The 12176-nt window shown below is 67.7% G+C and carries 9 protein-coding genes; 7 read left to right on the top strand and 2 right to left on the bottom strand.

What is annotated here, in order from left to right; translation table 11 throughout:
* Positions 1 to 12: 12 nt before the first annotated feature.
* Both ACZ5EF_RS14875 and ACZ5EF_RS14870 read right to left on the bottom strand, forming a co-directional pair.
* The gene (locus tag ACZ5EF_RS14875; RefSeq protein ID WP_346061835.1) at positions 13 to 717 is read right to left on the bottom strand and encodes a transglutaminase-like cysteine peptidase; all 705 of its coding nucleotides are present in this window, start codon (positions 715 to 717) and stop codon (positions 13 to 15) included.
* Positions 718 to 795: 78 nt separating this feature from the next.
* Positions 796 to 1491 carry an arylesterase gene (locus ACZ5EF_RS14870; protein WP_379729249.1) on the bottom strand — a complete coding sequence of 232 codons (696 nt, stop codon included), beginning with the start codon at positions 1489 to 1491 and terminating at the stop codon, positions 796 to 798.
* Here ACZ5EF_RS14870 and ACZ5EF_RS14865 point away from each other — a divergent pair.
* The 7 genes from ACZ5EF_RS14865 (at position 1490) to ACZ5EF_RS14835 (ending at position 12015) form a co-directional block, all read left to right on the top strand.
* Positions 1490 to 2215 (top strand): ABC transporter ATP-binding protein, encoded by a 726-nt coding sequence (locus ACZ5EF_RS14865; RefSeq protein ID WP_346061836.1) that lies wholly within the window; start codon positions 1490 to 1492, stop codon positions 2213 to 2215. The two genes, ACZ5EF_RS14870 and ACZ5EF_RS14865, sit on opposite strands and share 2 nt — an antisense overlap.
* Positions 2212 to 4767, top strand: coding sequence for an ABC transporter permease (locus ACZ5EF_RS14860; protein WP_346061837.1), 2556 nt, complete (start codon positions 2212 to 2214; stop codon positions 4765 to 4767). The genes ACZ5EF_RS14865 and ACZ5EF_RS14860 overlap by 4 nt, the downstream gene beginning before the upstream one ends.
* 334 nt (positions 4768 to 5101) lie before the next feature.
* On the top strand, positions 5102 to 6367 hold the full coding sequence (glyA, locus tag ACZ5EF_RS14855; protein ID WP_346061838.1) for a serine hydroxymethyltransferase: 1266 nt from the start codon (positions 5102 to 5104) through the stop codon (positions 6365 to 6367).
* Between the two features lie 190 nt (positions 6368 to 6557).
* Positions 6558 to 7967: an MBL fold metallo-hydrolase gene (locus tag ACZ5EF_RS14850; protein ID WP_346061839.1), complete on the top strand. Its 1410-nt coding sequence runs from the start codon at positions 6558 to 6560 to the stop codon at positions 7965 to 7967.
* A 291-nt stretch (positions 7968 to 8258) separates the two neighbouring features.
* Complete coding sequence (locus ACZ5EF_RS14845; protein WP_464123373.1) at positions 8259 to 9947, top strand: type I secretion system permease/ATPase; 1689 nt, start codon at positions 8259 to 8261, stop codon at positions 9945 to 9947.
* On the top strand, positions 9931 to 11304 hold the full coding sequence (locus tag ACZ5EF_RS14840) for an HlyD family type I secretion periplasmic adaptor subunit (RefSeq protein WP_346061841.1): 1374 nt from the start codon (positions 9931 to 9933) through the stop codon (positions 11302 to 11304). Before ACZ5EF_RS14845 ends, ACZ5EF_RS14840 begins: the two co-directional genes overlap by 17 nt.
* Before the next feature lie 39 nt (positions 11305 to 11343).
* Positions 11344 to 12015: a response regulator transcription factor gene (locus ACZ5EF_RS14835; RefSeq protein WP_346061842.1), complete on the top strand. Its 672-nt coding sequence runs from the start codon at positions 11344 to 11346 to the stop codon at positions 12013 to 12015.
* Positions 12016 to 12176 lie beyond the last annotated feature (161 nt).

Raw genomic sequence — 12176 nt, 5'->3', positions numbered from 1 at the left:
TCGGGGGGGAAATCATAGGAAACCCTGCTCCTGCATTCGGGTAAGCACGCTGCTCCAGCGCGACAGCCGCTGTACCGGGTTGGCGCGGGATTGGGTCGAGCCGCCGGCCCACAGGCCGTCGCTATTGAAGCTAAAAATGGGGTCCAGGTCGACTCGCTGGGAGGCGGGGGTAATCGATGGGACCAGGTTGTCGAGAATCAGTGGCTCACTGCTGGGGGTCTCGTAGTAGCCGAGTACCATATGGGCCTGGGTAATCTGGCTGCGCCCGATCCTCGCCCGCACATAGATCATGCGCAATTGCCGGGTCGGCACGCCGAGGCGCTTCAGGGTGATGTACTTGGCGATGGAGTAGTCTTCGCAGTCGCCCTGTGCCTTGCCCATGGTCTCCAGCGGCGTCGCCCAATAGTCCTCCTGGCCCCAGATATCGATATCGTCCAGCCAGCGAATGCGGCGATTGAAGAAGTCGTTGGTTTCGCGCAGCTGCGTCTGCAGCGGCTGGTTGGCCAGGCGCTCGAGCAGCGCGAACCACTCCTCCAGCATGGCGCTGCCCCGGCCGCCATAGCGGGTTCGCATCACCAGGCGTAGCTGGTCGGGGTTGAAATCCCCCTTGGCCTGTCCCGCCCAGCCTCCCACGAGAAACGTCGCCAGCAAGGCCAGTCCGCCGCCAAGAAAGCCGCGACGCGAACAGCGTGGCTGAGAGTGGGGCGCCGGGGGCATAAGTGAAATCCCTTGCTGGGGGCGAGTCTCCGAGACGAGGCCTCTGACCTCATCATATCGGCAGCGAATGAATCAGCTTTAGCCCGTGGTCCGAGCCAGGTAGGCCTCCAGCAGCGGCTCCAGGGCCGGCCAGACGTTATCGAGAATGATCGGCTGGGCCTCGGCGGTGGGATGGATGCCATCGGATTGCATCAGGCCATCGTTCAGGGCCACCCCCTCGAGCAGGAAGGGCACCAGGGGCAGCGCATAGTCATCGGCGAGGCGTCGGAAGACACCGGTAAAGGCGTCCCGGTAGGCCCGGCCATAGTTGGGGGGAATATCGATGCCCAGCAGCAGCACCTCGGCCTCCGCGGCCTGACTGGCCTCGATCATGCGCGCCAGGTTGGCCCGAAGTTGCCCGGGGGGCAGGCCACGCAGGCCGTCGTTGCCGCCCAGCTCCAGCAGAACGATATCGGGGGCGTGCTGTCCCAGCAAATCGGGCAGACGAGCCGCGCCGCCGCCGCTGGTTTCGCCGCTGATGCTGGCATTGATCACCTCGGCGCGGCCGTCCAGGCGCTGCGCCAGTAGCGCCACCCAGCCTTGGCGGGCCTCGATGCCGTAGGCCGCGCTGAGGCTGTCGCCCAGCACCAGCAGGCGGGGCGGCGCGTCCGCGCCGGCCGTGCCCGCCAGCAGTAACAGCAGGCCCAGCGTCCACACCATCAGGTACCGCTGTACGCCGCCGGCATGGCAGACTGACCCCTGGCGTCGCCAATTGATAGGGAATTCCTCGATCATGTCCCACTCCTCGTCCGAACGCACCGTGACTCCCGCCCCGATTCTACACGCCGATGGCCTCGGCAAGGGGGTCGACAGCGGCGAGCGTCATTTGACCATTCTGAGTGATCTGGCCCTCGAGGTGTTCCCCGGCGAGAGCCTGGCGATCCTCGGCCAGAGTGGCGCCGGCAAGTCGACCCTGTTGGGGCTGCTGGCGGGGCTGGATACTCCCAGCGCCGGCCGGTTGGAACTCTTCGGCCAGTCGCTGGCGGCCCTGGACGAGGACGGCCGGGCGGCGTTGCGCGCCGGGCGCGTCGGCTTCGTGTTCCAGAACTTCCAGTTGCTGCCGACCCTGACCGCCCTCGAGAACGTGCTGCTGCCGCTGGAGTTGTCGCCACAGCCTGACGGTGAGGCCCGCGCCCGGGAGTGGCTGGAGCGGGTGGGGCTGGGCGAGCGCCTCGATCACCTGCCCAAGCAGCTCTCCGGCGGCGAGCAGCAACGGGTGGCCATCGCCCGCGCCTTCGTCACCGGTGCCGAGCTGGTGTTCGCCGACGAGCCCACCGGCAACCTGGATCCGACCACCGGGGCGCGGATCATCGAACTGCTCTTCCGGCTCAACCGCGAGGCGGGCACCACCCTGGTGCTGGTGACCCACGACCATGCCCTGGCCCGGCGCTGTCAGCGGGCCCTGCGCCTCGCCGACGGGCGCCTGGAGACGCTCGCCCTGGATGAGGTGGAGGCATGAGCCGGGCGGCGACCCTGTCGCGGCGTGGCGCGGCCCAGGCGCTGCGCTTCTCCGCCCGGGGCCTGTGGCGCGACCTGCGCGCCGCCGACGTGCGGGCGCTGTTCCTGGCACTGATGCTGGCGGTAGCGGCCTCCACCATGATCGGTTTCTTCCTCGATCGTCTCGATCGTGGCCTGACCCGTCAGGCGGGGCAACTGCTGGGCGGCGACCTGGTGCTGGAACAGGGCCAGCCCTTCGCCCCGGAGCTGCGCCGGACCCTGGCGCAAGCCGGGCTGACCCTCAGCGACCAGGTGGACCTGGTCTCCATGGTCAGCCTGGGGGACGCCTTCCAGGTGGCCAGCCTCAAGGTGGTGGATGGCGTCTATCCGCACTACGGCAGCGTCCTGGTGGAACGTGGCGAGGGCCGCGAGGCCCTGGCCCGGGGCCCGGCCCCCGGCGAGGCCTGGCTGGCGCCGCGTCTGGCGCTCTTGCTCGACGCCGAGCTGGGCGACCGGGTGCGTGTCGGCGAGACCGAGCTCCGGGTCACCGGCCTGGTGGAGCGAGAGCCGGACCAGTCGGCGGGCTTCGGCAACTTCAATCCGCGGCTGATGATGCACCTCGATGACCTGGAGGCGACCCAACTGGTGCAGCCCGGCTCGCGGGTGGAATATGAGCTGCTCGCCGCCGGCCCGTCGGAGGCCCTGGGTACTCTCGAGCCGCTGCTGGCGCGGCTGCGCCGCGACGGGGTCGAGGTGCGCGACGTACGCCGCGACCGCCCCGGCCTCGGCAATGCCCTGGAGCGGGCCGAGCGTTACCTGAGCCTGGCCGGCCTGGCGGCGGTGCTCTTGGCCGGGGTGGCGGTGGCCATGGCCACCCGGCGCTACGTGGATCGTCACCTGGATACCGCGGCCCTGCTGCGCTGCTTCGGCGCCACCCAGCGCCAACTGACCCGGCTCTTCGCCCTGCAACTGCTATGGCTGGCCCTGGTGGCCGCGGCGCTGGGGGCCCTGCTGGGCCTGGCCGGCCAGGCGCTGCTGCTCGGCCTGTTGGCCACTTTCCTGCCTCTGACATTGCCGGCGCCAGGCCCCTTGCCGCTGTTGCTCGGCGTGCTGACCGCCGTGGCGGTACTGGTGGGCTTCGCCGGCCCGACCCTGCTGCGCCTCAAGCGGGTCAGTGCCCTCAAGGTACTGCGCCGCGAGCTCGACCCGCTGCCGCCGGCGGCCTGGCTGGTGGTGGTCGTGGCCAGTCTGGTGTTCGGCGCCCTGCTGTGGCTCTACTCCGGGGATATCGGCCTGGCCATCGGCCTGTTGCTGGGGGGCTGGGTGATGCTGACCCTGCTCTGGGGGCTGGGTCGGGCGCTGCTCGGCCTGGTGTTGCGCCTGGTCACCCGGCTACCGGCGGGGCAGGGCGGCTGGGGCCAGGCGCTGCGCCTGGGAGGGCGCCAACTGGCTCGGCGGCGCGACGCCAGCCTGGGACAGATGCTGGCCTTCGCGGTGACCTTCTTCGCCATGGCGATGATCGCCCTGGTGCGCGGCGACCTGCTGACCACCTGGCAGGCGCAGCTCCCCGAGGCGATGCCCAATTACTTCGCCATCAATATCCAGCCCGCCGAGCGGGATCCCTTTATCGAGGTGCTGGATGCCCGGGCCGACGAGCGCACCGCCCTCTATCCCATGGTGCGGGGACGCCTCACCGCCATCAACGGCACCCCGGCGCGGGAGGCCGTGCCCGCCGAGGCCCGCGGCGACAATTCCCTGCGCCGTGAGCTCAACCTCACCTGGCAGGGTGAGCTGCCCGAGGGCAATCGCCTGGTGGCCGGGCAGTGGTTTTCCGCCGCGCCCGGCCCCGCCGAGCCGGTGCCGATCTCCCTGGAGGATGGCTTCGCCGAGCGCCTGGGGCTCGGCCTCGGCGATACCCTGACCTTCACCATCGGCGGCCGGGAGATCGGCGGCCGGGTGGCCAGCCTGCGCGACCTGGACTGGGACAGCTTCCGGCCCAACTTCTTCGTGATCTTCCCGCCGGGGATACTGGATCGCTTCGGCCATAGCTATATCACCGCCTTCCACCTGGATAGCGACGAGGGTGAGACCCTGCGCAGCCTGGTGCGCGACTTCCCCGGCGTCTCGCTGCTCAATATCGACGCCATCCTGGCCCAGGTGCGCGAGCTGGTGACCCAGGTGACCCGGGCGGTGGAGCTGGTACTGGCCCTGGTGCTGCTGGCCGGCGTCAGCGTGCTCTACGCGGCCCTCACCGCCAGCCGCCCGGTGCGCGCCCACGAGGGCGGCCTGTTGCGGGTCTTCGGCGCGGGAACGCGCACCCTCTCGCGGGTGCAGGGCGCCGAATTCGCCATCCTCGGCCTGGCCAGTGGCCTGATGGGGGCCCTGCTGGCGGAGCTGGCCACCGCGGGGCTCTATGCGTTGTGGTTCGATCTGCCGCCGCGGCCGCATCCGCTAGTTTGGCTGTTGTTGCCCGCCGGCGGCGCCCTGTTGATCGGGGCGATCGGCCATCTGCTCTCCCGGGGGCTGCGCCGGGAGGCGCCCATGGCCAGCCTGGGGCTGCTGGGGGAGACCTGAGCACGGCCCGTGAGCCTTTAGTTGAGTTCATCGCAGATCAGCGTGAAGCCACGACCTGGGAAAGCGCCAGCTTGCTAGTGTGGGAGTTTGGCTCTGCCGAACGATTGGCGCCGTCAGGCGCCTTGGTGCTTGCCAGGATCGCCCTTCGGGCGATATCGCGCGGAATCCGCGCTCCCACCATAAGGTTCACGCCAGAGTGCGATGAGCCTTTAGTTGCGCTAAAGCGAAAGTGAGAAATTATCGAGTCGCCCATGACGGCCTTTCATGTGAAAGGCCGTCGAGGCTGGGGTATCATGGCGCCTTCGAGTTTACCGCCTACCGAGGACCCTCGCCGATGTTCACTCGTGACATGCAGATTGCCGGTTTCGATGATGTGCTCTTCGACGCGATGCAGAAGGAAGTCGCGCGCCAGGAAGCGCATATCGAACTGATCGCTTCCGAGAACTATGCCAGCCCCCGCGTGATGGAAGCCCAGGGCTCCCAGCTCACCAACAAGTACGCGGAAGGCTACCCCGGCAAGCGTTACTACGGCGGTTGCGAGTACGCGGACATCGTCGAGCAACTGGCCATCGACTACGCCAAGCAGCTGTTCGGTGCCAGCTACGCCAACGTCCAGCCGCACTCCGGCTCCCAGGCCAATGGCGCCGTCTTCCAGGCCCTGGTCAAGCCGGGCGACACCGTGCTGGGCATGAGCCTGGACGCCGGTGGTCACCTGACCCACGGTGCCAAGCCCAACTTCTCCGGCAAGCACTATAACGCCGTGCAGTACGGCATCGACGAGAGCGGCCGCATCGACTACGAAGAAGTCGCCAAGCTGGCCCGCGAGCATCAGCCGAAGATGATCATCGCCGGCTTCTCCGCCTACTCCCAGATCATCGACTGGGCCAAGTTCCGCGAGATCGCCGACGAAGTGGGTGCCTACCTGCTGGTCGACATGGCCCACGTGGCCGGCCTGGTGGCCGCAGGTGTCTACCCGACCCCGCTGCCCCACGCCCATGTGGTCACCACCACCACCCACAAGACCCTGCGCGGCCCCCGTGGCGGCCTGATCCTCTCCGCCGAAGGCAACGAGGAGATCGAGAAGAAGCTGCAGGCCGCGGTCTTCCCGGGCATCCAGGGTGGCCCCCTGGAGCACGTCATCGCCGCCAAGGCGATCTGCTTCAAGGAAGCCATGGCCCCCGAATTCAAGACCTACCAGCAGCAGGTGGTCAAGAACGCCCAGGCCATGGCCGGCGTCTTTATCGAGCGCGGCTTCGAGATCGTCTCCGGTGGCACCGAGGACCACCTCTTCCTGCTGTCGCTGATCAAGCAGGGCCTGACCGGCAAGGACGCGGACGCCGCCCTGGGCCGCGCCCATATCACCGTCAACAAGAACGCCGTGCCCGGCGACCCCCAGAGCCCCTTTGTCACCTCCGGCCTGCGCATCGGTGCCCCGGCGGTGACCACCCGCGGCTTCGGTGAGGCCGAGTGCCAGGCGCTGACCGGCTGGATCTGCGATATTCTCGACGTCATGGCCAAGGGCGAGGACACCGCCGCCATCGAGGCCGAGGTCAAGGCCAAGGTCGAGGCCGTCTGCGCCGAGTTCCCGGTCTATCGCTAAGTCTGCGATTACTGAAATAGGGGAAGACGACCACTAGGTTGCCTTCCTTGGCTAACACGCCCCGCGCCGTTCCGACGGCGCGGGGCGTGTCGTTTACGGGTCCTGGCCACGGCGTTGTCCCGGAACAGGGTGGAGTCGCGCCATCTCCAGTATGCTGAGGGAAACCGGCGGTTAAGGGAGGCTCGACGCCATGGCGACACTGACGTTTCTCGGCGCGGTCGGAGAGGTGACCGGCTCGCGCTATCTGCTCGAGGTGGATGGCGGCGAGGAGGCGCGGCAGCTGCTGCTGGAGTGTGGCATGCACCAGGGCGGCGCTGATGCCGACGAGCGCAATGCCAGGCCCTTCGGCAGGCTGGCCCGGGAACTCTCGGCGGTGGTGATCTCCCACGGTCACCTGGATCATTCGGGGCTGCTGCCCAAGCTGGTGCGCGAGGGCTACCGGGGGCCCATCCACTGCACCCGGGATACCCGCGATCTGCTGGAGATCATGCTGCGTGACGCCGCCTTCGTGATGGCCAAGGATCTCGAGTGGGAGAACAAGTGGCGCCACAAGGCCGACAAGCCGCTGCTGGAGCCTCTCTATGATCCCGAGGACGTGGAGCAGACCCTGGCCCAGTGCGAGCCCCACCACTACGGCCAGCCTGTCACCCTGCCGGGAGGCGTGACCCTGGTCTATCGGGACGCCGGGCATATCCTCGGCTCGGCCATCGTCGAGCTCAGTGTGCCCTCCGGGGGACGGCAGCGGCGCCTGGTCTTCTCCGGCGACCTGGGCAACCCCGAGTCGGTGCTGATGGAGGATCCGGAGAAGGTCTTCGAGGCCGATGTGGTGCTGATGGAGAGCACCTACGGCGATCGCGATCATCGTCCCCTGGACGAGACCCTGGAGGAGTTCGCCCGGGTGCTGGAGGAGGCCCACGCCGCCGGCGGCAATGTGCTGATTCCCGCCTTCGCGGTGGGGCGCACCCAGGAGGTGCTCTATCACCTCAGCGTGCTCTACCACGAGGGGCGCCTCAAGCAGCAGCTGGTGTTCCTCGATAGCCCCATGGCCATTCGCGTCACCGAGCTCTATCAGAAGAAGCACAAGTCGCTGAATCGGGACGACCTCAAGGTGCTCAACGTGGCCGCCCAGGGGGATCCCAGCCAGTACCTGCCGGTGTTGCGCCTGACCCGCAGCGTCGAGGAGTCCATGGCCATCAACCGCATCCACGGCGGCGCCATCATTATCGCCGGGGCCGGCATGTGCAACGGCGGGCGGATCATTCACCACCTGCGCTATAACCTGGCCAAACCCAGCACCCGGGTGGTGATCGTCGGCTTCCAGGCCGCCGGCACCCGGGGGCGCCAACTGGTGGATGGCGTCGAACGGCTCAAGCTGTTCGGCGAAGAGGTGCCGGTCAAGGCGCGTATCCACACCATCGGTGGTTTCTCCGCCCATGCCGGCCAGAGCGAACTGCTGGCCTGGGCCGGGGCCCTTCGCAACCGGCCGCGCTTCTACCTGGTGCATGGCGAACCCGGGGCCCAGCAGGCGCTGCGGACGGCCCTGGCCGACGCCGGGATCGAGGCCGAGATTCCCGCCTACGGAGAGCGTATCGAGCTGTAGCCGGCGGGGTAGGGGAGCATGTGAACCAGTCGGGAATGCTTCTTTAGTGAATTGAATATTAAGTAATTTCCTGATGCTCGGGGATGACTGGTGAAATATCGGCGGGGGAACTAACGTAAGTAAGATCGACGTTTTTGTTGTGCAAGTTTCCTTCGCACTCGAGCCGCGAGCTCGCCCCGGTGAACCACCATGGCCAGTTAGGAGGAGGTGACAGATCTTAAGCAGGCGCTGGGCGTCTGCCGGGGTGGCTTTGCGTCGGTGGGGTTCTTCAGCCTGTTTATCAACCTGCTGATGCTGGTGCCCGCCATCTATATGCTGCAGGTCTATGATCGGGTGCTCTCTACCCGCAGCGGCGAGACGCTGCTGATGCTGACCCTGGTGGTGGTCTTCCTCTTCGTGATCATGGGGATGCTGGAACTGGTGCGCTCGCGGATGCTGGTGCGGATCGGCAATCGTCTCGACACCCTGCTCAATGGCCGCCTCTACCGGGCCATGTTCCGCCGCAGCCTGATCGGCAACGGTGCCACCTCGGCCCAGCCCCTGGAGGACCTGGCCAGCCTGCGCCAGTTCCTCTCCGGCAACGGCCTGCTGGCCTTCTTCGATGCGCCCTGGGTGCCCATCTATCTGGCGGTGCTCTTCCTCTTTCACCCCTGGCTGGGGATCTTCGCCACCGCTTCCGGCCTGCTGTTGCTGGCCCTGGCGCTGGCCGGAGAGAAGCTCACCCAGCCCTTGCTGGCCGAGGCCCAGGGCGAGCATATCAAGGCTCGGGAGCTGGCGGCATCGAACCTGCGCAACGCCGAGGTACTGCATGGCATGGGCATGTTGCCGGGCATCATGAATCGCTGGTCCCGTCGCCATCACCACTACCTGGCCGGGCTGTCCCGGGCCAACGATCGTGGCGAGGCCCTGGGCAATGTCTCCCGGGTGCTGCGCCTGCTGGCCCAGTCGCTGATCCTGGGGCTGGGAGCCTGGCTGGTGCTGCGCGCCGAGATGACCCCGGGCATGATGATCGCCGGTGCCATCATCATGAGCCGCGCCCTGGCCCCCATCGATCGCCTGATTTCCACCTGGAAGGGCTTCGTGGCCGCCCGCGGGGCCTACGGCCGCCTTGATGCGCTCTTGAAGCAGAATCCCGCGGAGCCGGCACGGATGTCGCTGCCCGCCCCACGGGGCGAGATCCTGGTGGAGGGAGTGGCCGTTGCGCCGCCCGGCTGCCGCGTGCCGACCCTGCGGGGGCTCAACTTCGCGGTAAGCGCCGGGGAGCATATCGGCATCATCGGCCCCAGCGCCGCCGGCAAGTCGAGCCTGGCCCGGGTGCTGCTGGGCATCTGGCCGCCGCTGGCCGGCACGGCACGCCTCGACGGGGCCGATGTGGCGCAGTGGAATCGCGAGGAGCTGGGCCCCCATGTGGGCTACCTGCCCCAGGATATCGAATTGTTCGAGGGCAGCATCGCCGAGAATATCGCCCGCTTCGGCGAGGTCGATACCCAGGCCGTGGTCGCCGCCGCCCGCAAGGCCGGCGTCCACGAGATGGTGCTGGCCCTGGCAGAGGGCTACGACACCTTGATTGGCCCCGGCGGCGCCGGTCTCTCCGGCGGCCAGCGTCAGCGTATCGGCCTGGCCCGGGCGCTCTATGGCAGCCCGGCGCTGGTGGTGCTCGACGAGCCCAACGCCAGCCTCGACGACCGCGGCGAATACGCCCTGCGCGCCGCCATGACGAGCCTCAAACGCGAGGGGGTCACCCTCTTCGTGATCAGCCACCGGACTCACCTGCTGAAGAGCATGGACAAGCTGATGCTGCTGCGCGACGGCCAGATCCAGCTGTTCGCCGCCTGTGACGAGGTCATGGCGCGGCTGACCGCCAAGCCGGCCGTCAGGGCGCCGCTGGCGTCGGGGCGTGTCGCGGCGGTGGCCGGCGGGCGCCCCGCCCAGGTGCGGCCGGCGAGCGGGGGGGAGGACCAGGATGAGTCGACTGGTTGAACGGGAGCCGGGGGAGGGCAAGTCGGCGGTGGCCGAGCCTGCCGTGCTCGAGGGCGAGTACGAGGTGCGGGTGCCGGTCACCTACCGTCGCTACCTCTATATCGGGCTGCTGGTGCTGTTGTTGGCGCTGGGTGGCTTCGGCGGCTGGGCCTTCAGTGCCAGCCTGGCGGTGGCAGTGGTGGCGCCCGGGCATGTGGCCGTGGAGTCTTTCCGGCGTTCGGTGCAGCACCTGGAGGGCGGGATCGTCGGCGAGATTCTGGTCGCCGACGGGGATCGCGTCGAGGCCGGCCAGCCCCTGATCGTGATCGACGATGCCCGGGCCCGCTCTCAGTTGCAGATCGCCCGCACCCAATACCTGGTGGGGCGGGCCACCGAGCTGAGGCTGCTGGCCGAGCAGCGTGGTGCCGAGACGCTGGCCTTTCCCGATGCCCTTACCGGCAGCGACCTGTCCCGGGTGCGCGAGATGCTCTCCGTGCAGCAGGCGCTCTTCGCCGCCCGTCGGGAATCCCTGCGCGGTACCCTGGAGGCACTGGACTCCCAGGCCGAACAGATGCAGCGCCAGATCGAGGGGCTGGGGGAGATGGTGCAGCTGGGCGAGCGGCAACTGGCCTCCCTGAGCGGCGAGGCTAATGATCTGCGCGACCTCTTCCGGCGTGGCATGGTCGGCAACCAGCGACTGCGTGAGGTGGAGCGGGACCGGCTGGAACTCGCCCGGGAGGTCGCCGGCTATCGCGCCGAGATCGGCCGCCTGGGGTCCCAGATCAGCGAGACACGGGTACAGCGCGAGATCCGGATTCAGGAATTCCATCGTGAGCTCGGCGAGCAGCTCCGCGAGGCCCAGGTCCAGGTGGCCGAGGCCGAGGAGCGTATCGCCTCCCTGGCCGACCAAGTCGCTCGTACCACGGTCATGGCCCCGGTCGCGGGCATCGTCGTGGAGCGCCGGGTGCATTCGGTGGGGGATGTGCTGCGCCCCGGCGATCCGTTGCTGGATATCGTGCCGGTGGACGACAGCCTCCTGATCGAGGCCCGGGTGCCGGACCGTGACATCGACCAGCTCTATCCCGGCCAGCCGGCGGAGATCCGCTTCTCCGCCTTCAATCAGCGCACCACTCACGTCATCGCGGCGCGGGTGATCTTCATCGGCGCCGACAGCCAGGTGGACGAGGCCACGGGCGTACGCTTCTACCGGGTGCGGCTGAGGGTAACCGAGGAGGGACGCAATATGATGACCGAAGAGATGCAGCTGCTTTCCGGAATGCCTGCAGAGGTGATGATTCATACCGGCGAACGTACCTTCGCGAGCTATATCACCAAGCCGATCACCGACATGCTGGCCCGGGCCATTCGCGAAGAGTAGTCCTGGCCGGGTGGCAACAAGGATGGGAGACGCTTCTGTATGTTGTTGGAGAATCCACCGATTCACCTGGTTACCGAGTCGACGCCACAGTCCCAGTTGTTTGCCGACTACCTGCATCGGCAGCTGGAATGCGCGGTATCCCTGCTGACGCCACGGATGGCTGGTCGGCCCCGTGGGGAGAGCCGCCTGTTGATCCTGTTGGATATCGACCACCTGGATGAGGCAACCCTGCACGCCTGGCAGCTTCGCGCCGCCGAACTGCCCGACGCCTTCCTGGCCGCCTTCAACCTTTGCGACGAGGCCCAGGCGGTGGAGCTGCTCTCCAGCATGCACCTCCATGGCATCTTCTATCGCAGCGACAGCCTCGAGCTGATCTGCAAGGGGCTGAACCTGCTTCGGGAGGGAAAGCCCTGGATGTCCCGCTCGCTGATGGCCCGCCTGCTGGAGTACTACCGGCAGCGCCAGCTCAATGTCTATCGCCCCACCTGCGGCCTGACCCAGCGCGAGCTGGAGATCATCGGCCTACTCGGGGCCGGGGCCTCCAATATGGAGATCGCCGACCGGCTCTTCGTCAGCGAACATACCGTCAAGTCGCACCTCTATAACATCTTCCGCAAGATCGACGTGCATAGCCGCGGCCAGGCGGTCAACTGGACTCGTCGCCATCTAGGGGCCCCGCCCCCGCTGTCCGAGCGCCGCTACCCGGAATAACCCACGCCCCTTCTCTCGCGACCCTATGACACTCGCGTCCAACTTGGTTGGAGGCGTCTTCGGCCTATCCAACCTACGTAGGCCTGCGCGTCGGGGCCAGGAAAGTCGTATAAGCGAGCATATGGGTCGGGTAAGCGAGCGTCAGCGAGAGCACTCGGCGG

The sequence above is a fragment of the Bisbaumannia salifodinae genome, from assembly GCF_055388505.1.
This window is presented reverse-complemented; position numbering and strand designations above follow the sequence as displayed.

Bases quoted from the DNA above. Each gene is read 5' to 3' on its own strand.
- ACZ5EF_RS14860 (WP_346061837.1), top strand. From the start codon at position 2,212: ATGAGCCGGGCGGCGACCCTGTCGCGGCGTGGCGCGGCCCAGGCGCTG.
- ACZ5EF_RS14870 (WP_379729249.1), bottom strand. From the start codon at position 1,491: ATGATCGAGGAATTCCCTATCAATTGGCGACGCCAGGGGTCAGTCTGC.
- ACZ5EF_RS14850 (WP_346061839.1), top strand. From the start codon at position 6,558: ATGGCGACACTGACGTTTCTCGGCGCGGTCGGAGAGGTGACCGGCTCG.
- ACZ5EF_RS14865 (WP_346061836.1), top strand. From the start codon at position 1,490: ATGTCCCACTCCTCGTCCGAACGCACCGTGACTCCCGCCCCGATTCTA.
- glyA (WP_346061838.1), top strand. From the start codon at position 5,102: ATGTTCACTCGTGACATGCAGATTGCCGGTTTCGATGATGTGCTCTTC.
- ACZ5EF_RS14845 (WP_464123373.1), top strand. From the start codon at position 8,259: ATGCTGGTGCCCGCCATCTATATGCTGCAGGTCTATGATCGGGTGCTC.
- ACZ5EF_RS14875 (WP_346061835.1), bottom strand. From the start codon at position 717: ATGCCCCCGGCGCCCCACTCTCAGCCACGCTGTTCGCGTCGCGGCTTT.
- ACZ5EF_RS14840 (WP_346061841.1), top strand. From the start codon at position 9,931: ATGAGTCGACTGGTTGAACGGGAGCCGGGGGAGGGCAAGTCGGCGGTG.
- ACZ5EF_RS14835 (WP_346061842.1), top strand. From the start codon at position 11,344: ATGTTGTTGGAGAATCCACCGATTCACCTGGTTACCGAGTCGACGCCA.